Source organism: Amycolatopsis pithecellobii (assembly GCF_009707865.1).
In the GTDB taxonomy this organism is placed as follows: Bacteria; Actinomycetota; Actinomycetes; order Mycobacteriales; family Pseudonocardiaceae; genus Amycolatopsis_E; species Amycolatopsis_E pithecellobii.
Window position 1 is genome coordinate 25,236 of sequence record NZ_WMBA01000043.1, and the last position, 23,685, is coordinate 48,920.

A 23,685-nucleotide genomic window follows, 5' to 3' on the forward strand; every position below is an offset into this window, starting at 1 on the left:
GACCTGACGAGGGAAAGAGACTCGCCAACCGAGGGGAACGGCTGACGGTCAGTGACCAGCGAGTTCACTCACACGAGTGCCGCGAGGGTGGTAATGGCCGCCGGGCCGACCCGGCAGCAGCCACCGGCAAGATCGGCTCCGGCCACCCGTCCGGGCGTGAACGTGACCCGGCCGGCCCAACGCCGTGCCACGGGGTCCCAGGTTTCGCCACTGTTCGGATACGCGATCACCGGCTTGCCGCTGACCTCGCGCGCGAGCGAGATGGCCCGCGCGGCGTCGTCCGGTTCGCAGCAGTTGACGCCGACGGCGAGCACGTCGTCCCGGCCCGCGGCCACCGCGAACGCCTCCGCCAGCGGCTGCCCGGCGCGCGTGTACTCGCCGTCGATCGTGAACGACAACCAGGCCGGCACCCCGAGCCCCTCGACCGCGGCGAGCAGCGCGACCGCCTCGTCGACGTCCGGCACCGTCTCCAGCGCGAACACGTCCGGCCCGGCTTCGGCGAGCGCCTCGGCCCGCGGCCGGTGGAACGCGGTCAGTTCCGCGACGCTCAGCCCGTATCGTCCGCGGTACTCCGAGCCGTCCGCGAGCGTCGCGCCGTAGGGCCCGACCGACGCGGCCACCCATCGCTCGCCGCCGGCCTCGGACGCCGCTTTCCTTGCCAGATCGACACTTCTGCGCAGCAAGGCGCCCGCTTCGCGCATCGTGAACCCGCGTGCGGCGAAGCCCGCGAAGCTGGCCTGGTAACTCGCCGTCGTCGCGACCTTCGCGCCGGCACGGAAGAACGCCTCGTGCGCCGCGACGATCGCAAGTGGATCGTCGGCAAGCAACCGGGCCGACCACAGCGCATCGGAGAGATCATGGCCACGGGCTTCGAGCTCGGTCGCCAGCCCGCCGTCCAGCACGATCATGGCCGATCTTCGCCCAGTACCGTCAGTTCGCGAAACCACAGATCGGCCAGGATGTCCAGCAGTTGGTCGCGATCATGTTCGACCCCGCGCACAAGCCAGTGGTAGCACAACCGTTCGAGCTGCAGGACCAGCAGCGACGCGCGGGTCAGCCCGGTCGGCACGCCGGTGCCGGGCCAGCCCGCGAGCCGGACCGCGTCGACGATCCACTGGTAGTGCCGCGCCGCGACGGCCGGGTCCGCAGCCATCGCGTGGTTGACCGCCTCGACCTCGACCCGGTGCCGCGACCAGAATCCCAGCACCTGCTCGTCCAGCCAGGCACGCACGATTTCCCGGTTCAGCTCAGGGAATTCCACGACCCTGTGGTACATCGCGGTGCCCGACGGCAGCGTCCGCTCGAACAGGCACGCCGCGATATCGGCCTTGTCCCGGAAATGCGCGTAGAACGTCGCGCGGCTGCCGTTGGCCGCGACCACGATGTCCGCGACCGTCGCGCCGTGATAGCCCAGCCGCTCGAAAACTGTGCGCGCACAGACGAGATAGCGCTCATGTGCCTCCTGCCACTGCTGCTCGCGGAAGGCGTTACGCACCGGAACCGCCGTCGTGGGAGACCTCACCTTCGCCATGGTAATGGTGGAAAAACCTTGCCGCCGCGCGGAATCGGCGCAATCGTGCCGCACCGGCCACTGTGGAGCCCGGTGCGGGGAGGGTGAAGCGGCACTCGGCGCCGGGGATCGGCCCGGGACAAGGATTCATCCCGGCGACGAGTGCCTGCCTCTAGGCTGAACGAAGGAATTACCAGCGCATACGTACCGGTGTTGCACTTTCGCTGTACTTGGTGTGCCCGCGGCCGGTTAACCTCATCGAGTGGCTTCCGGGGACGCCTGTCAGGTCGCCGCGACGGCGCACCACTGGAGTGGACGCGAGGCGCGGCTGCTCAGGCATGCGATGCGGCTTTCGGTCCGGGCATTCGCGTCCTATCTCGGGGTGGCGGCCAGAACGGTCGCCAAATGGGAATCCGGTGGCGTGTCCACGGTGCCGCGCCCCGACACGCAGGCCATCCTCGACACCGCGCTCTCGCGCGCCGATCCCGAAGCGCGCCACCGGTTCGATGTGCTGGTGACGCGGCCCGACGGGGACGGGCGGGCCGCGCAGCCGGTGGCCGGGTACGACTACGAGGCGTGGGCCGACGATCTCGACCGCACCATGGCCTGCTTGGGCCGTCAGGAATTCTCGCTCGCCCGCACGTGGCTGGACCGGTGGCTGCGCCGCTATCACCCCAACAGCAACGACACCCGTGGCATGCACCTCTACGGCCGTTCGCTGCGCCTGCTCGGCGAGGTACTGCAAGATCAGGGCGTCATTTCCGGCCCGGCGTCGGCCGAACACACCTATCGCAAGGCGCTACAGGTGTTCACCGAACTCGGCACGCCGCGGCGGGTCGCGCAGATCGAGTTGAAACTCGTCGTACTCGAGGAAATGGCCGGCCGCCTGGAAACCGCGGCGCGGCGCTACGAATCACTCACCGCCGATGAGCGCCTGTCCGCGCACGACCGCACCCGGGCGCGCCTGTGGATCGGGACGGCATTGAGCAAACGCGGGCTCAACGAATCGGCGACCCGGCACATCGTGCCCGCGATCCACGATTTCGAAACGATGGAGGAGCCAGAGGACTGGTCCATCGCGCACCAGAAACTGGCGCTCGCGCACCGCGGGGCCGGGGATCTCAACGCGGCGGGCAAGGCGATCGACGTGGCGCTGACGCACCGGGTCAACGACACCCCGTTGCAGCGGGTGCGCCTGGACACCGCGCACGCGCACATCCTGCTGTCGGACCGGGCGACCGCGGCGGGCGGGCTGACCATTCTCGATCGCTGTGCCCGCATTTCCACCAGGTTCGGGTTGCTGCATCAATTGCAGAGCATCGACGGAATTCGCCGTGCTTTCGAGCGGCAGGCGTGAGAATCGGTCGCGACTCGAATGCAGAAGAACGTGATCGACCACACCTGGACGGACGCCGAGATCATCTGGTGCTATCACCGGCTGAATCACCGTCCGAAGAAATGCGACGCCGCCATTGTGCTCGGTTGTCATGATCTGAGCGTCGCCGCCTACGCGGCAGAATTGTTCCACCGTGGACTTTTTCCGGTGATGGTGTTCAGCGGGGCGAACAGCCGCGAGACCTTCGAGATGTTCCCGCGCGGCGAAGGGGTGCACTACCGCGAGCGGGCGCTGGAACTCGGGGTGCCGGAGGCGGCGATCCTCGTCGAGCCGAAGGCGGCGAACACCGGCGAGAACATCATGCTTTCCCGCGAAATCCTCTGCGGGGCCGGGGTTCCCGCGGCATCGGTGATGCTGGTGTCCATGCCGTACATGGAGCGCCGGGCGTACGCCACGACGCGGAAGGTGTGGCCCGAGGTCGAACCGGTGTGCGCGTCGGTACCGCTCTCGCTCGTGGAGTACCGGAAGGATCGTGACCACGGCACGGAGCTGATCGACATGATGATCGGTGATCTGCAACGGGTCATCGAGTATCCCGGTCAGGGTTACGCGATTTCCCAGTACGTTCCACCATTCGTGTTAGCCGCGTATGAGCGACTGGTGGCCGCTGGGTTCTCGAGCCGCATGCTGTGATCGAATACGGCTCGTGGCCGTGACCGACCCGAGACCCTGCGCAGTCCATCAACCGAATTTCTTTCCCCGTCTGACCACCATCGCAAAAATATTTCAGGCCGAGGTGTGGGTCGTCCTGGACGATGTCCAGTTCAACGCTCGCGACTACCAGCACCGCGCCCGCCTCGCCCCGCTGCCCGACCCGGCCGCCCAGCGCTGGCTGACGGTTCCGGTGCACCGCCCCCGCGGGCGCGACAGCCGCATCCGGGAGCTGCTGCTGGCCGACCCGGACCTGAGCAGGCGGCGCGTCGGGCAGCTCGTGCACCAGTACTACCGCCGGGCCCCGCACTGGGCGCGCACCCGCGACGCGGTCGACGAAGTTCTCGCCGCGCTGGAGCTGAGCGACCATCTCGCGGAGGTTGCCGAAGTCTCCACGCGCGCGCTGCTGGCTCAGCTCGGCTGGCGGGGCGAAGTCGTGCGCAGCAGCGAACTGCCGGCGAGCGACGAGCGCTCGGCGCGGCTGGCGGACCTGACCCTCGCCGTCGGCGCGGACACCTACCTGTGCGGCCGCGGCGGGGCGCGTTATCTGCAAGAAAGCGCTTTCACCGCCCGCGGGCTCACTGTCCGTTACCCGCCGGCGCCCGAGCTCGCCGGCCGGGACGGCATGCGCACGCTCAGCGCGCTGTGGGCCTTCGCCGCGCTCGGCCCGGACGCGGTACGGGAGCAGATCGGCGCGGCCGTCCCCGTGTGAGGCCGGCCGGGTCGCGAACCCGTCCCAGGGCAAGAATCTTGCTGGTTTACCCGGAGATGGGAAACACCGTGGGTTGAGTCAAGACGGAACCGCACACCGGTAATGAAAAAGCCCTCAACAGCGGGCTCACGGAATGTTGTCTATCGTCGCCGGTGTGCGGCTTTCCCGTGATGTGCCCAGGTTCCTCGGTTCGTGCGCGCTGGCCGGCGTGCTGCTCGCCGGTGTGCTGGCACCGGTGACCATGGGCGTGGGCGTGCTGTCGAACCAGGTGAGTGATTCCGTCGACGGCATCTCGGCGTCGCTGGCCACGAGCCGCCAGCCGCTGGTCACCACGGTCACCGATCGCGACGGCAATCCCATCGCGACCCTGTTCGACCAGTACCGGCTGCCCGTCACCTTCGACCAGATCGCGCCCACGATGACCGCGGCGATCGTGTCGGTGGAGGATCGCCGGTTCTGGGCCGAAGGCGGGGTCGACCCGAAAGGCATGCTCCGCGCCGCATTCCACGACAGCTCGGGCGGCTCCACCCAGGGCGGGTCGACGATCACCCAGCAGTACGTCAAGAACTACCTGATCAACGTTGCCGACCGGAACAACAAGGCCGCTCAGTTCGCCGACCGCGCGGACACCATCGCGCGCAAGCTGCGCGAAGCGAAGATCGCGGTGCAGCTCGGTCAGACTCAGTCCAAACAGGACATTCTCGCCGGCTATCTCGACGTGGTCGAGTTCTCCGGCAACGTCTACGGCGTCGGCGCGGCCGCGCACGCGTATTTCCACACCACGCCGGACAAACTCACCGTGCAGCAGGCCGCGTTGCTGGCGGGCATGGTGAACAACCCGAACCTGTACAACCCGTACACGCATCCCCAGCAGGCACTCGAGCGCCGCAACAGCGTCATCGACGACATGGTGACCAACCGGATGCTCGCCGCGCCGGACGCCGCGATCGCCAAGGCCGGCCCGCTCGGGGTGGTCGAAGACGGTCCGGACATCCCGTCCAGCACCTGCATGGGCGCGCCGCCCGACGCCGGATTCTTCTGTGCCTACGCGCAAAACTACCTGCAGCAGGCCGGCTTCACCGCCGACGATCTGGAGACCGGCGGCTACACCATCAAGACCACAATGGACCCGGCGGCGAGCCAGGCGGTGAAGAACGCGGTCGAGGCGAACGTACCGACCGCACAGGACGGTGTCGCCAACACGTTCGCGGTGATCTCTCCCGGGCAGCAGACCCACGAGGTGCTCGCGATGATCGCGAACCGCAACTATGGCACCGATCCCGCGCGCGGTGAGACATCGACCAACATCGTCGCCAATGCCGCCAACGTGTTCGGCGCCGGTTCGTCGTTCAAGATCTTCACCTCGGCGGCCGCGATGGAGGCGGGCAAGGCGGGACTGGACACGCCGCTGCCGAACCAGGCCGGTCAGTGTTTCACCCCGCCCGGCGCGAACAAGTACACCCCGCCCTACTGCATCCAGAACGACGGGGTGAACTATCCGAACCCGATCTCGCTGCGCGACGGGCTCGCCACCTCCCCGAACGTCGCCTTCGTCAACCTCGAACAGGAGGTCGGCCTGCCGGCGGTGCTCGACATGGCGCGGCGGCTGGGCCTGCGCAACACGCTGACCACCGACGAACTCGGCGGCACCCCGGACCCGCGGTCACCGAACGATCAGTACAACGAGCCGCAGTCGCAGTACTTCCAGAACAAGCTGTCCTTCACCCTCGGCGACAGCCCGGTGAGCCCGCTGGAAATGGCGAACGTCTCCGCGACGCTGATGAGCGGCGGCGTCTGGTGCCCGCCCAACCCGATCCTGTCCGTCACCGACCGCGACGGCAAACCGGTCCCGGTGAAGCAGCAGGGGTGTGAGCAGGTCGTGCCGCCGGGGCTGGCGAACTCCCTGGAGGCAGGCCTGAGCCAGGACACCATCAGCGGCACCTCCGCGCAGGCGGCGCACGCGGCCGGGTGGACGCACCCGGACATCGGCAAGACCGGGACCACCCAGTTCAGCGAGTCCGTCGCGTTCGTCGGCGGGGTGGACAACTACGCCGTGGCGTCCATGGTGTTCGCCGATGGCTCGCACCCGCAGGAGATCTGCCCCGGCACGCCGGTGCACCTGGGCAACTGCGGGCACGGCGCGTTCGGTGGCACGGTGGCGGCACCGCCCTACTTCCGCGCGTTCGGCCAGCTCCTCGCGGGCAAGCCGGACATCCCGCCACCGGCGCCGGACCCGGCCTATCTCAACGCGCGGCGCTGAGCAGGTCAGACCTTGATGACCTGGGCGATGAACGCGTCGATGTCCAGCAGGTCGGTCTCGGTGCCGGGTGCGACGACCTGGCAGGTGGCGTCCACGAACCGCTCGACGTCCTGGCGGCGCATCTCGACGATCCCGTAGCCGTCCGGGGATTCCAGCTCGATCACCAGCATGTCGTCGGTGAACGCGAGATCGGGGCGGACGCGCACGTCACCGAGCCCGGCCGGTTCCTCCAGGCCGTCGATGAGCAGGTCCCTGGCGAAGCTCCAGTCGATCCAGTGGCCCCGTTCGGTGCGGAACGCCAGGGTCACCACGTACGGGTCGCCCGCGACGTAGGTCCACCGGGAGAACACCGGGGTGCCATTCCCGTTGAGGGTGACGAACTGATGCTGTTCGACGACGTCAGTGTGCACGGTGTCCTCCCCTGCCAGAGCAGCTTTCTCGGGAAAGACGCCGGAAGCCGCTGCACGTTACGCGGATCAGGGTCACGAATTCGCACGCACGTGACCCTGCCGTGACCAGGATCGGGCGGGTGGGCACGATAACCCGGTGCCCCGTGACGACATCGCCGACGCCGAGACCGGCCCGATCCTCCGGGTCACCGGCGAGCCGCCGCGCGCCCGCAGGCCCGCGCCGAAGGCGAAACCTGCGGCCGGGCACGGGCACGGTCATGGGCATGGCCCGGCGGCACCCGCGTCCCGCCGGGTGCGCGTCCTGCTGACCTGGCTGCTCGCCCCCCTCGCGGTCGCGGCGCTCGCCGGTCTGCTCGTGCTGTACCCGTGGGGCAAGGCGAAGCCGGCGAGCAGCTACCAGCAGGGGCAGCCGGTGCACGGCAGCATCACCACGGCGTTCAGCGGCCCGTGTCTCGCGCCCGGACAGGTCCAGGTCGGTGCTCAGCCCGCGCCGGGCGAAAAGCCGTGCCTGACCGTGGACGTGCGGCTCACCGACGGAGCCGCGGCCGGTACCTCGGTGAAGCTCGTCGTGCCGATCGAGCCGAGTACGCCGCGGTTTTCCGCCGGGGACAAGGTGGTCCTGTCCTACACCGGCGGTGACGCGACGGACCCGGCGTCGTACCAGATCGTCGACTTCCAGCGTGGCCTGCCGTTAGTGCTGCTGGCCGCGCTGTTCGCGATCGCCGTCGTGGTGCTCGGCCGCTGGCAGGGAGTGGCCGCGCTCGGCGCGCTGGTGCTCAGTTTCGTGGTGCTGGTGCTGTTCGTGCTGCCGGCGATCCTGGCCGGGCAGAACCCGTTGCTGGTGGCGATCACCGGCGCCGGGGTGATCATGTTCGTCGCCTTGTACGCCACCCACGGGCTGTCCGCACGCACCTCGGTCGCGGTGCTCGGCACGATGGTGAGCCTGGTGCTGATCGGCGTGCTGTCGGTGATCTTCTCCGTCGCCTCGTCGCTCACCGGCCTCGACGACAGCACGGCCACCCTCATCGGCGCGCTCGGCCACGGGATCGACGCGCGGGGCCTGCTGCTCGCCGGGATCGTCATCGGCGCACTCGGCGTGCTCGACGACGTCACGGTGACGCAGACCAGCGCGGTGTGGGAGCTGCGCCGCGCGAACCCCGCCCTCGGCCGCCGCGAGCTGTACCGGGCCGGGCTGCGGATCGGCCGGGATCACGTGGGCTCGGCGGTCAACACGCTCGTCATGGCCTACGCCGGGGCCGCGCTGCCGGTGCTGCTCTATTCGTCACTGTCGGGGGTCGGGCTGGGCACCATCCTGAGTTCACAGGACATCGCCGAGGAGATCGTCCGCACGCTTGCCGGCAGTGTCGGGATCGTCGCCGCGGTGCCGGTGACCACGATCCTGGCGGCGCTCATCGCGAGCCGTGAAGATGTTCCCAGCGACCACAACAGTCCCAGGAGTAAGCAGAAACCACAGGTCAAGGCCCCGGTGTCACGGCGACGCGAAACGTGAGGTACGAAGGCGGGCAAGCGAACCGGAGGGGTCTGCGATGGATCTCGCACTGCCGCGTCACCTGTCCCGCATCGCCCGCACCACGGTCGGCGCCGTGTGGGGCCTGCCCCGGCTGATGACCGTGGTGACCGAACTGCGGGACGCGGTGAAACAGATCGAGCGGCTGGCCACGTTCGCCGCGCAGGAACTGCCGGAAGTCGTGTACCAGCTGGAAAAGCTGCGCGCTCAGCTGGCCGAGATCGAACACCGCCTCGCCGTCGCGTCCACCTCCCGGAACGGTCGGGAGGTCAGTCCAGCTGAGCGACGAAGCGGCTCACGGCGTCCATCGTGAACCGCTGGGCGAGGCGTCCCGTGGGCGCGGCCGAGGCGAGCCGGTACAGCGGCCGGTCCGCGGCGGCGTCTCCGCGTGCCTCGGCTTTCAGTTGCGCGACAAGCAGTTCCGAGAACACCATGCCGTCGGCCTCGATGTTGTTCAGCAACGCGTCCGCGAGCCTGCGCAGCGCGAACACACCGAGTTCGCGCCCGCCGGTGCCCGCGTAGACAGCGAGGTCGATCTTCGCCGCCTCGCCGCGCCGGCCGGCGTTGAGCAGCAGGCTCACCGTCCGCATGCCGCGCACGTCGGTCACCAGCAGATCGATCCGGCTCGCGTCGGCAATGCCGACCCGCCGCAGCCGCCAGGTGCGGACGAGCACCGTGGTGCCCTCGAGCCAGCTCCGGCGCCGCGCCGTGAACAACACGACGTACAGCAACGGCAACGCGACCACCGTGGCGACGATCAGCCCGGCCAGGCGCCCGCCGATGAATCCGGCGATACCGCCGAATGCGGCCGCGAACAGCAGCGTGCCGATCAGCCCCGAGACCAGCCGGCGACGGCGCAGCGCCGGGTCGTCGTGGTACAGCGGCAAGCGCTCCCCGCCCGGCTCGGTCACCGGGTCACCGCCGTCCACGCCGCACGCTCGCGCCCGATGGTGGTGGCGCCGCCGTGGCCCGGCAGCAGCACGGTGTCAGCCGGCAACGGCAGCAACCGCTCACGCACCGACGCGGCCAGGGTTTCCTGATCACCGCGGCCCAGCGAACCGGCGAACACGGTGTCACCGGTGAGCGCGAGCCGCCCGCCTTCCGGGGTGTCGAGACGGAAGATCATCGAACCCGGAGTGTGCCCCGGTGCGTGCTCGGCGCGGATGCGGAGCCCGGCGGCATCGATCATCGTCGTGCCGAGATCGGTGGTGGGTATCGAGACGAGCTCGCGGTCCGCCGGGTGCAGCCACACCGGGACCCCGAACGCGTCCGCGGACTCCACGTGGTCGAAATGCCCATGTGTCAGCAGCACCGCTTCCGGCGTCAAACCGTGTTCCCCCAAGGCTTTCTCCACGCCCGCGACCGCGTCCTGGCCGGGGTCCACGATGACGCAGCCGGCACCGGCCGCCGGCGCCAGCAGATAGCAGTTCGCTCCGAAACCGCCGGCCGCGAATCCGACGACGAGCACGAAAGACACCTCCAAGAAGTCAGGCGAGTTCACCCTAACCGGCCCTGTACGGGGTTCTCACAGGCTGTGCCCATAGACTGCCGCCACCCGGTCGGTGAACACGAACAGATCTGGAGGGGCAGGTGGCGACCAACCAGCAACGCCGTGAGGCCGCGAAGCGCAAACTCGAACGGCAGCTCGTCCGCCGTGCCGAGCGTGCGCGCCGTCGCAGGATCATCGGCGTCGGGGCGACCGTGGGTGTGGTGGTCGTGGTCGCCGGGCTGGTGGTGTTCTTCGTGACGCGCGGTGGCGACGGCTCGACGTCCGCGGCGCCGCCGAGCGCCCCCGAGAGCAGCCCGATCCAGATCCCTACCCAGCGGGTCACCGAGGCGAACCGTCCCACCCCGCTGCCGAACCCGGCCACGTGCAACTACCCGGCATCGGCCGATCAGCAGAGCACGAAGAAGGCGACCGTGCCGGACGGCAAGAACGTCCCCGCGACCGGCACCGTGAACGTCACCCTCAAGACCACGGTGGGAGACATCCCGGTGACGCTGGACCGCGCGCTCGCCCCGTGCACGGTGAACAGTTTCGTGAGCCTGGTGAACCAGGGCTTCTACACCGACACCTCCTGCCACCGCCTCGGCACCGAGGGGTTGCAGATGCTGCAATGCGGCGACCCGACCGGCACCGGGATGGGCGGGCCCGACTACACCATCCCCGACGAGAACTTCCCGCAGCTCACCTACGGGCGCGGCGTGCTCGCGATGGCCAAGACGTCACAACCCAACAGCGGCGGCAGCCAGTTCTTCATGGTGTACGGCACCGCGCAGCTGGACCCCGACTACACCGTGTTCGGCTCCATTTCGGACGCCGGCCTGCAGGTGCTGGACAAGGTCGCCCGCGACGGCGTCGACCCGGCTTCCGCCGCCCAGAGCCAAGACGGCACCGGCGCCCCCAAGACCCCCGTCAAGTTCACCGGCGCCACCGTCGCGGCGTAACAAATGTCCTGATACGGCTTGCGTAGCGGTGCGGGTGGCGGCGCAAGCTGCCAGCGTGGCGAAAAGCAACCAGGAAACCGGCCTCAGCGGTAAGGGAACCGCGGAGGGCGGCGCTCCAGGAAGGCTGCGACGCCTTCGGGATAGTCGTCGTGCACCGCGGCCGCGCGGATTTCTTCGATCTCCGCATCGGTTTCGGTCTGCCCGGCCACGATCTTCCCGATGATCCGGTTCATCCCGCGGATCGAGGCCTGCGAGCGGGCGCACAAAGTCGCGGCGAACTCCGCGACTTCGTCCTCCAGCGCCGGGAACACGTCGTTGACCAACCCGATTTCCCGGGCCCGCACCGCGTCGATCAGCTCGCCGGACAGCAGCAGGTACCGCGCGTGTGCGGGGCCGACCAGTGACACCAGCTGCCGCGTGGACAAGAAGTGATAGACGATCCCGAGCTTCGCCGGGGTGATCCCGAACCGCGCATCCGGTGCGGCGAAACGGAAATCGCAGGCGACCGACAGCTGGCACCCACCCCCGATGCAGTTGCCGCGGATCATCGCCACGCTCGGTTTCCGCATGTCGGCGAGCGCCGAGACCGCCTCGTCGACCGTCTTGTCGTACGCCGCCACGGCTTCGGCGCCCGAACGCAGCGTGCGGAACTCGCCGATGTCCGCGCCCGCCGAGAAATCCCCGCCCGCACCGGTGATCACCAGCACCTTGAGGACGGGATCGGACTCGACGGCCGCGACGTACTCCGGGATCGCCGACCACATCTCGTGGGTGATCGCGTTCTTCTTCTCCGGCCGCACGAACGTCAGCTTCCCGAGCTCGCCGTCCGTGCTGAATTCCAACCCCGATGCCATACCGGCACCCTAGCGGGGCGGGTCAGGACGCCGACGTGACGCGATACACGTCGTAGACGCCCTCGACGCCGCGCACGACTTTCAGCACATGCCCCAGATGTTTCGGGTCACCCATCTCGAACGCGAACCGGCTCACCGCGACCCGGTCCCTCGACGTGGTGACCGACGCGGACAGGATGTTCACCTTCTCGTCGGCCAGCACCTTCGTCACGTCCGACAGCAGGCGGTGCCGGTCCAGCGCCTCGACCTGGATCGACACCAGGAACACCGAATTCTCCGACGGCGCCCATTCGACCTCGACCAGCCGCTCCGGCTGGCGGCGCAGGTCTTCGGCGTTGGTGCAGTCGGTGCGGTGCACGCTCACCCCGCCGCCGCGCGTGACGAATCCGAGGATCTCGTCCCCCGGCACCGGCGTGCAGCAGCGCGCGAGCTTGGCCCACACGTCACTGGCGCCCTTGACTACGACACCGACGTCGTTCGAGCCGCGCCGCCGGTGCACGGTCGACGGGGTGGAACGGGCGGCCAGTTCCTCCTCGGCCTCCTCGACCCCGCCGATCAGCGCGACCAGCCGCTGCACCACATGCTTCGCGCTGGTGTGGCTCTCCCCCACCGCGGCGTAGAGCGAGCTGATGTCCGGATGCCGCAGCTCGGCCGCGAGCGCGCCCATGGATTCCGCGTTGACCAGGCGCTGCATGGGCAGCCCGACCTTGCGGATCTCCTTGGTGATCGCGTCCTTGCCCGCCTCGATCGCCTCGTCGCGGCGTTCCTTGGCGAACCACTGCCGGATCTTGGCGCGCGCCTTGGGCGAGCGCGCGAACATCAGCCAGTCCCGGCTCGGGCCCGCGCTTTCCGCCTTGGACGTGAAGATCTCGACCACGTCGCCGTTCTCGAGCTTGCGCTCCAGCGCGACGAGCCTGCCGTTGACGCGGGCACCGATGCAGCGGTGCCCGACCTCGGTGTGCACGGCGTAGGCGAAGTCCACCGGTGTGCCGCCGACCGGCAGCGTGACCACGTCTCCCTTGGGCGTGAACACGAAGATCTCGCGGGCGGCGAGCTCGTAGCGCAGCGAGTCGAGGAACTCCCCGGGGTCCGCCGCTTCCCGCTGCCAGTCCAGCAACTGCCGCATCCACGCCATCTCGTCGATGTCGACCGCGTTGGCCGTGGCGCTGTTGTGGGTGCCGCGTGTTTCCTTGTACCGCCAGTGCGCCGCGATGCCGTACTCCGCGGTGTGGTGCATCTCGTAGGTGCGGATCTGCACTTCCAGGGGTTTGCCGTCCGGCCCGATCACCGTGGTGTGCAACGACTGGTACACCCCGAACCGCGGCTGGGCGATGTAGTCCTTGAAGCGCCCGGGCATCGGCTGCCACAAGGCGTGCACGACACCCATCGCCGCGTAGCAGTCGCGCACGTCCTCGACGAGGATGCGCACGCCCACGAGATCGTGGATATCGTCCAGATCGCGGCCGCGGACGATCATCTTCTGGTTGATCGAGTAGTAATGCTTCGGTCGGCCTTCGACCTTCGCGGTGATCCGCGAGTTCCCCAGGCTCAGGTTGAGCTCGTCGATCACCTTGCGCAGATAGATGTCCCGCGACGGGGCGCGATCGGCGACCAGGCGCACGATCTCGTCGTACTTCTTCGGCTGCAGGATCGCGAACGCCAGGTCCTCCAGCTCCCATTTGACCGTCGCCATGCCGAGCCGGTGCGCGAGCGGCGCGAGCACCTCCAGCGTCTCTTTCGCTTTGCGCGCCTGCTTTTCCGGCGGCAGGAACCGCATCGTGCGCATGTTGTGCAGCCGGTCGGCGAGCTTGATGACGAGCACCCGCGGGTCCCGGGCCATGGCGATGACCATCTTGCGGATGGTCTCGGCCTCCGCGGCGGTGCCGAGCTTGACCTTGTCCAGTTTGGTCACGCCGTCGACGAGCTGCGCGACCTTGTCACCGAAGTCCTCGGCCAGCTGCTCCAGCGAGTAGCCGGTGTCCTCCACCGTGTCGTGCAGCAGCGCGGCGACCAGCGTAACGGTGTCCATGCCCAGCTCGGCCAGGATGGTGGCGACGGCGAGGGGGTGCGTGATGTACGGGTCGCCGGACTTGCGCCGCTGGTCACGGTGCAGTTCCTCGGCGACGTCGTAGGCGCGTTGCAGCAGGCTGAGATCGGCACCGGGGTGCAGTTCGCGGTGGATCACCGCCAGCGGCTCGAGCACCTGCTTGACCGAGGCCGCGCGCTGGGCGGTGATCCGCCGGGCGAGCCGGGCCCGGACGCGCCGGGTGGCCGAGGGCGCCCTCGTCGCTCCTTGGTGCGTCAGCGCGTTTTCGGCGGGCGCCGGGGAACCGATCTCCTGGCTCACCCACACCTCCTGCTGCTGCGATGACCCTCTGGAACAACAAGCCTAACGCGCCGCCGCCGGATGGGGTCACGATCCCCGCGCGAGACCCGGTTTCAGCTGAGGATCTTGATGGGACAGGCGATCCCCGGCGCGCGGGCAAGCCGGTCGTCCGCGGTCAGCAGGCCGCAGTCGTACACCTCGGCGGCGGCGACATAGGCGGCGTCGTAGCTGGTGAGGTTGTTGCGCAACTCCCACATGCGCGGTAGCAGGATCCTGGTGAGCGGCACCATGACGTGCAGGCGCGACACGGCCTCGATCGCCTCGGCGGCATGGTCCTCACGGATCTTCCCGCCGAGCAGGTTGCCCCGGATGATCGAGAGCACTTCGACCATCCAGTGCTCGGGCGCGATCCACCTGTCGTCGGCCGCGAGCAGGTCGCGGCAGTTGTCACCGGTGGGTCCTTCGTCGAGCAGTGCGTACCCGAGCGCAGAGGCGTCGACCACGATCACTCGGGCGACTCGTCCCGGATCGACTCGTCACGCGCGGCTCTGGCCTCGTGCAGCGGGGACACCACGTCCTCCCGGGTCAGCCGGGTGCCGTGCCTGCCCTCGCCGAAACGGCACAGCACGGCCAGATTGTCCTGCCTGCGGACTTCATCGCTGACGAGATCCAGCAGGTACGACTGCAACGACTGCCCCCTTTCCCGCGCGAGCTGGGCAAGCCTCGCCCGCACCGGTTCTGGCACGTCGCGGATCTGAATGGCTGCCATGAGCCGAGCCTACCCCCGTACATGCAGATATGCATGCACTCGATCAGGCGGTGCGCAGCGACTGCACCCGGCGTCCGTCGAGGGCATCCCGGCCACCGAGCGCCGCCAGTTCCAGCACCACCGATACCCCGGACACGACCGCACCCGCCTGCTCCAGCAGCCGGCACGCAGCGCCGACCGTGCCACCGGTGGCGAGCACGTCGTCCACCACGGCGACTCTGGCGTGCGGCGGGACCACGTTCACCGGCAGCTCGAGCGTCGCCGTGCCGTACTCCAGCGCGTACTCCACGCGGCCGGCGACCGAGGGCAGCTTGCCGGGCTTGCGGACAAGCACCACGCCCAGGCCGCGCGCGTGCGCGACGGCGGCGGCGAGGAGGAAGCCGCGTGCTTCCACCGCGGCCAGCAGATCCACCTCCGGGTCGACCGTCGCCGCGAGCGCGTCCGTCACGACGCGGAACCCCTCGGCGTGCGCGAACAGCGGCGCCAGATCGCGGAAAAGCACGCCGGGCACAGGGAAATCGGGGACCTCGGTGAGGAGGCCCAGCGCGGCGTCGAGGTCCACGCGTCAGCGCTTCCGCTTGCCCGAAGGACGGCCGCGGCGCGGCTGCGGCCGGGTGCCCTTCGGGGTACGCGCCGGCACGCTGGCCGCCGCGGCGTACGCCTTTTCCTTGCGCAGCTCGGCGGCGAGCGCTTCGTCGTCGGACGCGTCGAAGTCGTCTTCCTCGTCCTCACGTGCCGCGGCCTTACGGGCGAGGTTCGCGCGGCGGGACCGGACGCGTTCGGCCTGCTGCTTGTACTTCGGGTCGCGCATCTTGAAGTCGACCAGCAGCGGGGTGGCCAGCAGCAGCGACGACAGGACGCCCGCGAGCATGCCGGTGAGCTGGACGAGCGCGAGGTCCTGCAGCGTGCCCGAGCCGAGCAGGAGATACCCGACGATCAGCAGGCCCAGCACCGGCAGCAGCGCGATGATCGACGTGTTGATCGAGCGCATCAGGGTCTGGTTCAGCGCCAGGTTCGCCGTCTCGGCGTAGGTGCGGCGGGTCAGCCCGAGGATGCCGCGCGCATTCTCCTTGACCTTGTCGAACACCACCACCGTGTCGTACAAGGAAAAACCGAGAATGGTGAGCAGGCCGATCACCGTCGCCGGGGTGACCTCGAAGCCCACCAGCGAGTACACGCCCGCGGTCACCACGATGTCGTGCACCAGTGAGATCAGCGCGGCCAACGCCATCCAGCGTTCGAAGTAGAGCGCGAGGAAGATCGTCACCAGCACCATGAACACGGCGAGCGCGATCAGCGCCTGCCGGGAGATCTCCCCGCCCCATGACGCGCTCACCGCGCTGTCGCTGATCGCCTGCGCGCTCGGCTGCCCGTTCGAACCGATCGGCTGCAGCTCGGTGAACAGCGTCTGTTTGACCTTCGCGACGTCGTTCTCGTCCAGCGTCTCCGAGCGGAGCTGCACCGTCGCGGCATCGCCGACACCGACGGTCTGTGCCGAGGCGGGCTGCCTGCCCAGCGCGTCCGCGTAGGCCTGCTTGGCCTGGTCAGTCGTGATCACGCCGTGCGAACCGTGCGCCGGCAGCTGGATCTGCGTGCCGCCCTCGAACTCGATCCCGAGGTTGAACCCGCGGATCCCGATCGAGGCGATACACACGATCACCAGCGCGGCAAAGAAGATGTACCACCGCTTGCGCTTGCCGATGATGTCGAACGCACCGGTCCCGACATACAGTCGGTGGAAAACGCTGCCCTTCTTCGCAGCCCCCGGGGTGGTCACCTCACGCCTCCTTCGCGGCCGCGGCGGCGGCTTTGCGCGCACTGCGGCGCTCGTCGGCCAGATGCTGCACGCCGCCGAGCCCGGTCAGCCTGGGGTTGGACAGGGTCTTCGACCGCGCGGCCAGCGCCACCAGCGGGTGCGTCACCAGGAACACCACGACCAGGTCCAGCACGGTCGACATACCGAGGGTGAACGCGAAGCCCTGCACGTCACCGACCGCGATCGCGTACAGCACCGCGGAGGCCAGGAACATGACCGCGTCGGAGGCCAGGATGGTGCGCCGCGCCCGCGTCCAGCCGCGCGGCACCGCCGAACGGAACGTGCGGCCCTCGCGGATCTCGTCCTTGAGCCGTTCGAAGAACACGACGAACGAGTCGGCCGTGACCCCGATGGCAATGATGAATCCAGCGACCCCGGCGAGGTCGAGGGTGAACCCGATCCAGCGTCCGAGCAGCACCAGCATCGCGTAGACCACGACACCGGACAGGCCCAGCGACACGATCGTCAGCGCGCCGAGCAGGCGGTAGTAGAACAGGCAGTACACGAACACCAGCGCCAGGCCGACCCCGCCGGCGATCAACCCCGCCTTGAGCGAGGCGAGCCCCAGCGTCGCGGACACCGTGGTGGCGTCCGACGAGGTGAACGACAGCGGCAGCGAACCGTACTTGAGGATGTCGGCCAGATCCTTGGTCTGCTGCTGGGTGAACTGGCCGGAAATCTGGGTGTTGCCGTCCACGATCGCACTCTGGATCGTCGGCGCCGAGACCACCTGCGTGTCCAGCACGAACGCGGCCCGCTGCTGGATGTTCTTCGTGGTGAAGTCCGCCCAGGTCTGCCTGCCCGCCGACTTGAACGTCAGATCGACCGTCCAGCCGGGCTTGTTCTGCGCCGGCGGCGAGGCCACCGCGTTGTCGATCTCCGTGCCCTGCAGGAACACCGGGCCCAGCAGGTACTTCTCGGTGCCGTCCTGGTTGCACGCCAGCAGCGGGGCGTTCGGATCATCGTTGCCACGCAACGGATCCTGCGCCGAGCAGGCGAATGTGGTCAGCGCCTGCTTCGCGGCCGGGGACTCGGCGAGGCTGTCCCCGGTGCCGGTCACCAGGGCCGGGTCCTGCCGGGTGGCCCTGGCCTGCTGGATCTGTTGCGGCGTCTGGTTGTCCGCGCCCGGTGCGGCCGGGGCCGGCGGCACCGTGGTCTGCTGCGCGTCGAGCACCTTGCGGAAGCCCAGTTTCGCGGTCTGGCCCAGTTTCTTCGCCTGGTCACCCTGCTCGCCCGGCACCGTGATCACGATGTTGCTGCCGTCGAGGACGACCTCGGTCCCGCTGACGCCGATGCCGTTGACGCGGGCTTCGATGATCTGGCGGGCCTGGTTCAGCGAATCCTTCGACGGCGCGGAGCCGTCCGGGGTCCGCGCGGTCAGCGTCACGCGCGTGCCGCCCTGCAGGTCGATGCCCAGTTTGGGCGCCGGCTTGCCGCCCCCGGTGAAGAACACCAGCAGGTAGAGCACGACCACGATCAACACGAACAAGCCGAGATAGCGTCCCGGGCGGATCCGCCCGGCGGGTGGTGCCACGGTGGTCGTTCTCCTCGGAAATGATCAACTGGGGCCGTGCCGGTGCCCGAACAGTACCCGGCATCGGGTGAAGGCAGCGCTAGAGCCCCCGGCGCCCGGGCGCCAGGGGCCGCGAACCCTGCGGTCCTACTTCTTGCCGTGCTCGAGCGGCGGCGCGACCTGGGCGCCGGACGTCTCGGCGGCCGGGGTCTCGTCGACCACCTCGACCGCGGAGGCAGACTGCTCGGCGCTGTCGTCGAACTCGTCGTCCACCGGGGGCGCGACCTTCTCACGGACGGCCTGGCGCAGCCAGGTGGTGACGACGCCCGGCGCGATCTCGATGTCGATCGTGGTGTCGTCACTGGTGTCGGCCACCGTGCCGTACAGACCCGAGGTCGTCATCACGCGGTCGCCCTCGGAGAGGCTCGTCTGCAGGTTCTTCTGCTCCTGCGCGGCACGCTTCTGCTTCCGGCTGCCCATGATCAGTGGGATGGCCACCACCAGCATGAGGAGCAACGGCAGGAAAAGCTGGTTCATGATTCTCCATTCGGCGCACGCGGCTCGTACGCCCAATTGTCCGGATGTGCACTACCGAGTGTGCCAGGTGCCACCACCGGTCACACAAGTGGCGTGTTAATCGAACAGCGCCGACTGGTCCGGCCTGGCGTACTCCGGGGGCGGGCGCAGGCCCAGATGTTCCCACGCACTCGCGGTGGCGACACGGCCCCTCGGCGTCCTGGCGAGCATGCCGGCGCGGACCAGGTACGGTTCGCACACCTCTTCGACCGTGCCCGGTTCCTCACCCACGGCGACCGCGAGCGTCGACACGCCGACCGGGCCGCCGCCGAACGAGTTGACCAGCGCGCCGAGCACCGCCCGGTCGAGCCGGTCCAGGCCCAGCTCATCCACGTCGTAGACGGCCAGCGCCGCCCTGGTGACCTCCAGCGTGATCCGCCCATCCGCCCTGACCTCGGCGTAGTCGCGCACGCGGCGCAGCAGACGGTTGGCGATCCGGGGGGTGCCACGGGAGCGGCGGGCCAGCTCGGCGCTGCTTTCCTCGTCGATCCCGATGCCGAGAATCGTGGCCGCGCGCCGGACCACCAGGTCGAGCTCGTCGTCGGCGTAGAACTCCATCTGGCCGGTGAACCCGAACCGATCGCGCAGCGGGCCGGTCAGCGCGCCGGACCGGGTGGTGGCCCCGACGAGCGTGAACGGCGCGATCTCCAGCGGGATACTCGTCGCGCCCGGCCCCTTGCCGACCACGACGTCGACCCGGAAATCCTCCATCGCGAGGTAGAGCATCTCTTCGGCGGGGCGCGCGATCCGGTGGATCTCGTCGATGAACAGCACGTCGCCCTCGACCAGGTTGGACAGCATCGCCGCCAGATCACCGGCCCGTTCCAGCGCGGGCCCCGAGGTGATGCGGATCGACGCGTCCAGCTCCGCCGCGATGATCATCGCGAGGCTTGTCTTGCCCAGCCCCGGCGGGCCGGACAGCAGCACGTGATCGGGTGGGACACCACGGCGGCGGGCGCTTTCCAGCACCAGTTCCAGCTGCTCACGCACGCGGGGCTGACCGACGAACTCGGCCAGCTTGCGCGGGCGCAACGTCGTCTCGACCTCGCGCTCAGCGGTCTGCGGCAAGGCCGAGAGCGTCTCGTCGGAGTCGAATCCGGTCACGCTGTCATCGTGCACGCCGCCGACCTATCCCTTGCGGCCGAGGGTGGTCAGCGCCGCGCGCAGCACGGTCGAGGTGTCCGCATCCCCGCCGCCGGCCAGCACCTTCTCCACCGCCTGTTCCGCCTGTTTGAGCGGGAAACCGAGCCCGGTCAGCGCCTCGGTGACCTCGGCACGCACCGCCGAACCCACGGCGGGTATGGCTTCCGCCCCGCCGCTGCCCGCGGTGACCTTGTCCCGCAGCTCCAGCGACAACCGCTCGGCGCCTTTGCGGCCGATCCCGGGTACCTGGGTGAGTACCGTGATGTTGCCTTCGGCCAGTGCGGTGCGCAGCTTGTCCGGGTCGAGCACGGCGAGTGCGGCCAGCGCGAGCCGCGGCCCGATCCCGGACACCGTCTGCAGCAGTGTGAACAGCTCGCGCGCCTCGGCGTCGGCGAACCCGAACAGGGTCAGCGAGTCCTCGCGGACCACCAGCGCGGTGTGCAGCCGGGTCTGCTCGCCGCGCCGCAGCGTGGCGAGGGTGGCGGGCGTGGCCTGCACCGCCAGCCCTACCCCGCCGACCTCGACGACCACGTGGTCCAGCCCGATCGACAGCACTTCCCCGCGTACCGAGGAGATCATCGCGCCGCTCCCTTCCCTGCCGTACCGCCCGCGCTTTTCGCCTTCTTCGCCGCCGCGGCCAGGCGTGCCTTGTGCGCCCGCGCCAGCTCGGCCGCCCGCGCCTCCGCTTCGGCCAGCCGTGCGCGCATCGGCTCACGCCACAGATGACAGATCGCCAGCCCCAGCGCGTCCGCCGCGTCGGCCGGATTCGGCTTCTCCACCAGCCCCAGCAACCGGGTCACCATAGCGGTGACCTGCGCCTTGTCCGCGCGACCCGACCCGGTCACGGCGGCTTTCATCTCACTCGGCGTGTGGAACACGACCGGCAGCCCGCGGCGCGCGGCCGACAACGCCACCACTCCCCCGGCCTGCGCGGTGCCCATCACGGTGCGCACGTTGTGCTGGCTGAACACGCGCTCGACGGCGACCGCTTCGGGACGGTAGCGGTCGAGCCACTCCTCCACCGCGTCGGAGATCCGCAACAGCCGGTGCGCCAGCGTCGCGTCCACCGGGGTGCGCACGACGTCCACCGCGACACAGGTGACCTGCCGGCCGGTGCCGCCGTCCACCACACCGAGACCGCACCGCGTCAGGCCCGGGTCGACACCGAGCACCCGCATGATTCACCCTTCCCGTCCGAACACCAGTTCGGAGGTTACCGGGCGCGGCGGTGATCGCCGGGCAGGACGCGCCGGGGACGGCGCAATGTCCACTATGGACCGTCGACGCCGGGCGTCCAGCTCTCGGGGCGGCCGGAATCGGTCAGCACGGGCTGCCATTCGGCGAAACCCTCTGGCGCGTCGGCATCCCACGGCCACCTGCCTTCCGGGGTGGGCACGATGATCTGCAACGCGGGGAAGTCGCCGTCGGGGTAGACGAGGAACGCGCTGCCGAAGTACTCCGGGTAGTGCCCGGGATTCACCCGCTCGAAGATCACCGGCACGCCGTCGAAGAACTCCGTGCACACCTGGCCGGGCTCGAACGCGCCGCCGGTGGCCGCGCGGTCCACATAGGCGTCGAGCAGAACGTTGGCCATCTGCTCGGGCAGCCCGATGACGACGGCCTCCGGGACGTTGTGCATCGCCCACACGCATGCGGTGAAGCAGTAGCCGGATCCCTTGTCATCACTGGGAACCGAGATGACCGCGTTGCCTCTGCGCTCCGCCTCGGACACGATCCACTCGAGCAGCTCATGATCTTCGGGGGCGAGCACTTCGGAGGTCGTCTCGGTGGTCACGGCGGCCATTGTGCCGGATGGGCTCGCACACGGACAGTGTCACCACACAAAAAATCCCGGTATGCCTGGCATACCGGGATTTTTCAGCCGATCGAGCTTCGCCGACGTCTCAGCCGACTTCGGCGAGCACCTCGTCGGACACATCGAAATTGGCGTAGACGTTCTGCACGTCGTCACAGTCCTCGAGGGCGTCGATCAGTTTGAAAACCTTCTTCGCACCTTCGGCGTCCAGCGGCACATTGACCGACGGAAGGAAGCTCGCCTCCGCGGACTCGTAGTCGAATCCCGCTTCCTGCAAGGCTTTCCGCACGCCGACGAGATCGGTGGCCTCGGAGACGATCTCGAAACTGTCGCCGAGATCGTTGACCTCCTCGGCTCCCGCGTCGAGTACGGCGAGCAGCACGTCGTCCTCGGCGAGATCGTTCTTCGGCATGAGCACGACGCCCTTGCGGTTGAACAGGTACGCCACCGAGCCCGGGTCGGCGAGCGAGCCCCCGTTGCGGGTCAGCGCGGTCCGCACCTCCGAGGCGGCGCGGTTGCGGTTGTCGGTGAGGCACTCGATGAGCACCGCGACACCGTTGGGGCCATAGCCCTCGTACGTGATGTTCTGCCAGTCGGCGCCGCCGGCCTCTTCACCACCGCCACGCTTGCGGGCGCGCTCGATGTTGTCCTGCGGGACGGAGTTCTTCTTCGCCTTCTGAATGGCGTCGTACAGCGTCGGGTTGCCGTCCGGGTCGCCCCCGCCGGTCCGCGCGGCGACCTCGATGTTCTTGATGAGTCTCGCGAACAGCTTGCCACGCTTGGCATCGACGGCGGCCTTCTTGTGCTTGGTTGTAGCCCACTTCGAGTGGCCGCTCATGTCTCCTCCATGCTTCGTGTTGACGGAGGCTTGGTTGTAGCCACTGTGACATCCCCAACGCGGGAGTGGCCGCTCATCTCTCCTCCATCTACTTCGTTTCGTGCACCATCTTCACGAAGAGCCGGTGCACGCGCTCGTCCCCCGTGAGCTCCGGATGGAACGCGGTGGCCAGCACCGGGCCCTGCCGGATCGCGACGATCCTAGCCGCCTGGTCACCGGCCGCGGCCGTGTGCGCCAGTATCTCCACCCCGTCGGCGGCCTTCTCCACCCAGGGGGCCCGGATGAACACGGCATGCACGGGGCCGCCGTCGAGACCCGCGAAGTCGAGATCGGCCTCGAAGGAGTCGACCTGCCTGCCGAAGGCGTTGCGCCGCACGACCACGTCGAGACCGTCGAGCTGGCGCTGGTCGGGCCGCCCGTCGAGGACCTGGCGCGCCAGCAGGATCATGCCCGCGCACGACCCGTAGGCAGGCATGCCTCCGGCGATCCTTTCCCGCACGGGTTCGAGCAGCTCGAAGGTTTCGAGCAGGCGCGACATCGTGGTCGACTCGCCACCGGGCAGCACGAGCCCGTCCACCCCGGCCAGCTCCGCCGGCCTCCGCACCGGCACGGCACGGGCACCCGCACGCTCGAGCAGGGCGATGTGCTCACGCACGTCACCCTGCAACGCGAGGACCCCGATCAGCGGTTCCATCCGGCCTCCCTCATACCCACTCTAAGCTGCACATTCACACCGCGTCCGGCCGCGACACGTACGCACAACGACGCGGTTTCCTGTCGGTGCCGGGCGCTAGCCTTGACCCCATGACCGACGGCAGTACCACCGACCTGGAGGCCTGTCTCGACCGCCGGCGCGCCGAGTTCGCCGACGGCACGACCATGGCCGCACTTCTCGAAGAGCTCGACCGGTATCGCGCCGGTGGCATTTCCGGCGAACTCATCACGGAAACCATCCGCGCCACCCGCGATGCGGGCGAAGCTCGCCTGGACATCCCATGATCGAGGACGGCTCGTCCAGCCTCGAGGCGTACCTCGGCCGCCAGCGGGCTGAGTTCGCCGATGGCCCGGCCATGGCCGAGTTCCTCCGACGGGCCGGTACTCGCCGGGCGGGCGGCGTAC

The 23,685-nt window shown here is 69.1% G+C and carries 27 protein-coding genes; 8 read left to right on the plus strand and 19 right to left on the minus strand.

Annotated features, from left to right (window positions below; translation table 11 throughout):
* Positions 1 to 68: 68 nt before the first annotated feature.
* Both mmuM and GKO32_RS24340 read right to left on the minus strand, forming a co-directional pair.
* The gene (gene mmuM / locus GKO32_RS24335) at positions 69 to 908 is read right to left on the minus strand and encodes a homocysteine S-methyltransferase (protein WP_154759221.1); all 840 of its coding nucleotides are present in this window, start codon (positions 906 to 908) and stop codon (positions 69 to 71) included.
* Positions 905 to 1,522 carry a TetR/AcrR family transcriptional regulator gene (locus tag GKO32_RS24340; protein ID WP_312868461.1) on the minus strand — a complete coding sequence of 206 codons (618 nt, stop codon included), beginning with the start codon at positions 1,520 to 1,522 and terminating at the stop codon, positions 905 to 907. The genes mmuM and GKO32_RS24340 overlap by 4 nt, the downstream gene beginning before the upstream one ends.
* Before the next feature lie 250 nt (positions 1,523 to 1,772).
* On the opposite strand from GKO32_RS24340, the gene GKO32_RS24345 reads away from it, so the two are divergent.
* From GKO32_RS24345 to GKO32_RS24360, 4 genes are all read left to right on the plus strand, one after another.
* Complete coding sequence (locus GKO32_RS24345) at positions 1,773 to 2,867, plus strand: helix-turn-helix domain-containing protein (RefSeq protein WP_312868462.1); 1,095 nt, start codon at positions 1,773 to 1,775, stop codon at positions 2,865 to 2,867.
* 18 nt (positions 2,868 to 2,885) lie between these two features.
* Positions 2,886 to 3,539 (plus strand): YdcF family protein, encoded by a 654-nt coding sequence (locus GKO32_RS24350; protein WP_154759223.1) that lies wholly within the window; start codon positions 2,886 to 2,888, stop codon positions 3,537 to 3,539.
* Entirely contained in the window at positions 3,496 to 4,269 is a 774-nt protein-coding gene (locus GKO32_RS24355; RefSeq protein WP_154759224.1) for a WbqC family protein, read from the plus strand. The genes GKO32_RS24350 and GKO32_RS24355 overlap by 44 nt, the downstream gene beginning before the upstream one ends.
* Positions 4,270 to 4,423: 154 nt before the next feature.
* On the plus strand, positions 4,424 to 6,529 hold the full coding sequence (locus GKO32_RS24360) for a transglycosylase domain-containing protein (RefSeq protein WP_312868463.1): 2,106 nt from the start codon (positions 4,424 to 4,426) through the stop codon (positions 6,527 to 6,529).
* A gap of 5 nt (positions 6,530 to 6,534) precedes the next feature.
* Here the strand turns inward: GKO32_RS24360 and GKO32_RS24365 are convergent, their stop codons facing one another.
* Positions 6,535 to 6,939, minus strand: a complete 405-nt coding sequence (locus GKO32_RS24365; protein ID WP_312868464.1) for an SsgA family sporulation/cell division regulator — start codon at positions 6,937 to 6,939, stop codon at positions 6,535 to 6,537.
* A gap of 136 nt (positions 6,940 to 7,075) precedes the next feature.
* On the opposite strand from GKO32_RS24365, the gene GKO32_RS24370 reads away from it, so the two are divergent.
* Complete coding sequence (locus tag GKO32_RS24370; RefSeq protein WP_312868465.1) at positions 7,076 to 8,449, plus strand: YibE/F family protein; 1,374 nt, start codon at positions 7,076 to 7,078, stop codon at positions 8,447 to 8,449.
* A 37-nt stretch (positions 8,450 to 8,486) separates the two neighbouring features.
* Positions 8,487 to 8,780 (plus strand): hypothetical protein, encoded by a 294-nt coding sequence (locus GKO32_RS24375; RefSeq protein ID WP_166459711.1) that lies wholly within the window; start codon positions 8,487 to 8,489, stop codon positions 8,778 to 8,780.
* Here GKO32_RS24375 and GKO32_RS24380 read toward each other — a convergent pair.
* Both GKO32_RS24380 and GKO32_RS24385 read right to left on the minus strand, forming a co-directional pair.
* Positions 8,737 to 9,378, minus strand: a complete 642-nt coding sequence (locus tag GKO32_RS24380) for a hypothetical protein (protein WP_312868466.1) — start codon at positions 9,376 to 9,378, stop codon at positions 8,737 to 8,739. The two genes, GKO32_RS24375 and GKO32_RS24380, sit on opposite strands and share 44 nt — an antisense overlap.
* Complete coding sequence (locus tag GKO32_RS24385; RefSeq protein ID WP_312868467.1) at positions 9,375 to 9,935, minus strand: MBL fold metallo-hydrolase; 561 nt, start codon at positions 9,933 to 9,935, stop codon at positions 9,375 to 9,377. Before GKO32_RS24385 ends, GKO32_RS24380 begins: the two co-directional genes overlap by 4 nt.
* Positions 9,936 to 10,057: 122 nt before the next feature.
* Between GKO32_RS24385 and GKO32_RS24390 the strand changes: the two genes are divergently transcribed.
* Positions 10,058 to 10,915: a peptidylprolyl isomerase gene (locus GKO32_RS24390; protein WP_312868468.1), complete on the plus strand. Its 858-nt coding sequence runs from the start codon at positions 10,058 to 10,060 to the stop codon at positions 10,913 to 10,915.
* Positions 10,916 to 10,998: 83 nt separating this feature from the next.
* Here the strand turns inward: GKO32_RS24390 and GKO32_RS24395 are convergent, their stop codons facing one another.
* From GKO32_RS24395 to pdxT, 14 genes are all read right to left on the minus strand, one after another.
* Positions 10,999 to 11,769 carry an enoyl-CoA hydratase-related protein gene (locus GKO32_RS24395; protein WP_154759229.1) on the minus strand — a complete coding sequence of 257 codons (771 nt, stop codon included), beginning with the start codon at positions 11,767 to 11,769 and terminating at the stop codon, positions 10,999 to 11,001.
* Positions 11,770 to 11,791: 22 nt separating this feature from the next.
* Positions 11,792 to 14,116, minus strand: coding sequence for a RelA/SpoT family protein (locus GKO32_RS24400; protein ID WP_312868469.1), 2,325 nt, complete (start codon positions 14,114 to 14,116; stop codon positions 11,792 to 11,794).
* A 92-nt stretch (positions 14,117 to 14,208) separates the two neighbouring features.
* Positions 14,209 to 14,604 (minus strand): type II toxin-antitoxin system VapC family toxin, encoded by a 396-nt coding sequence (locus tag GKO32_RS24405; protein WP_208024527.1) that lies wholly within the window; start codon positions 14,602 to 14,604, stop codon positions 14,209 to 14,211.
* The gene (locus GKO32_RS24410; protein ID WP_154759230.1) at positions 14,601 to 14,864 is read right to left on the minus strand and encodes a FitA-like ribbon-helix-helix domain-containing protein; all 264 of its coding nucleotides are present in this window, start codon (positions 14,862 to 14,864) and stop codon (positions 14,601 to 14,603) included. The genes GKO32_RS24405 and GKO32_RS24410 overlap by 4 nt, the downstream gene beginning before the upstream one ends.
* 43 nt (positions 14,865 to 14,907) lie before the next feature.
* Complete coding sequence (locus GKO32_RS24415; RefSeq protein ID WP_312868470.1) at positions 14,908 to 15,426, minus strand: adenine phosphoribosyltransferase; 519 nt, start codon at positions 15,424 to 15,426, stop codon at positions 14,908 to 14,910.
* 3 nt (positions 15,427 to 15,429) lie between these two features.
* Positions 15,430 to 16,641 carry a protein translocase subunit SecF gene (gene secF, locus GKO32_RS24420; RefSeq protein ID WP_312868472.1) on the minus strand — a complete coding sequence of 404 codons (1,212 nt, stop codon included), beginning with the start codon at positions 16,639 to 16,641 and terminating at the stop codon, positions 15,430 to 15,432.
* A 1-nt stretch (position 16,642) separates the two neighbouring features.
* Positions 16,643 to 18,214, minus strand: coding sequence for a protein translocase subunit SecD (gene secD / locus GKO32_RS24425; RefSeq protein ID WP_312868474.1), 1,572 nt, complete (start codon positions 18,212 to 18,214; stop codon positions 16,643 to 16,645).
* A gap of 126 nt (positions 18,215 to 18,340) precedes the next feature.
* On the minus strand, positions 18,341 to 18,730 hold the full coding sequence (gene yajC / locus GKO32_RS24430) for a preprotein translocase subunit YajC (RefSeq protein ID WP_154759231.1): 390 nt from the start codon (positions 18,728 to 18,730) through the stop codon (positions 18,341 to 18,343).
* 96 nt (positions 18,731 to 18,826) lie between these two features.
* Positions 18,827 to 19,873 carry a Holliday junction branch migration DNA helicase RuvB gene (gene ruvB, locus GKO32_RS24435; RefSeq protein ID WP_376765997.1) on the minus strand — a complete coding sequence of 349 codons (1,047 nt, stop codon included), beginning with the start codon at positions 19,871 to 19,873 and terminating at the stop codon, positions 18,827 to 18,829.
* 24 nt (positions 19,874 to 19,897) lie between these two features.
* On the minus strand, positions 19,898 to 20,491 hold the full coding sequence (ruvA, locus tag GKO32_RS24440) for a Holliday junction branch migration protein RuvA (protein ID WP_154759232.1): 594 nt from the start codon (positions 20,489 to 20,491) through the stop codon (positions 19,898 to 19,900).
* Complete coding sequence (ruvC, locus tag GKO32_RS24445; RefSeq protein WP_154759233.1) at positions 20,488 to 21,090, minus strand: crossover junction endodeoxyribonuclease RuvC; 603 nt, start codon at positions 21,088 to 21,090, stop codon at positions 20,488 to 20,490. Before ruvC ends, ruvA begins: the two co-directional genes overlap by 4 nt.
* A gap of 92 nt (positions 21,091 to 21,182) precedes the next feature.
* On the minus strand, positions 21,183 to 21,716 hold the full coding sequence (locus GKO32_RS24450; RefSeq protein ID WP_154759234.1) for a DUF4262 domain-containing protein: 534 nt from the start codon (positions 21,714 to 21,716) through the stop codon (positions 21,183 to 21,185).
* 100 nt (positions 21,717 to 21,816) lie between these two features.
* The gene (locus GKO32_RS24455; RefSeq protein ID WP_154759235.1) at positions 21,817 to 22,566 is read right to left on the minus strand and encodes a YebC/PmpR family DNA-binding transcriptional regulator; all 750 of its coding nucleotides are present in this window, start codon (positions 22,564 to 22,566) and stop codon (positions 21,817 to 21,819) included.
* A gap of 88 nt (positions 22,567 to 22,654) precedes the next feature.
* The gene (gene pdxT / locus GKO32_RS24460) at positions 22,655 to 23,260 is read right to left on the minus strand and encodes a pyridoxal 5'-phosphate synthase glutaminase subunit PdxT (RefSeq protein WP_154759236.1); all 606 of its coding nucleotides are present in this window, start codon (positions 23,258 to 23,260) and stop codon (positions 22,655 to 22,657) included.
* 110 nt (positions 23,261 to 23,370) lie between these two features.
* Between pdxT and GKO32_RS24465 the strand changes: the two genes are divergently transcribed.
* Entirely contained in the window at positions 23,371 to 23,565 is a 195-nt protein-coding gene (locus tag GKO32_RS24465) for a hypothetical protein (protein ID WP_154759237.1), read from the plus strand.
* Positions 23,566 to 23,685 lie beyond the last annotated feature (120 nt).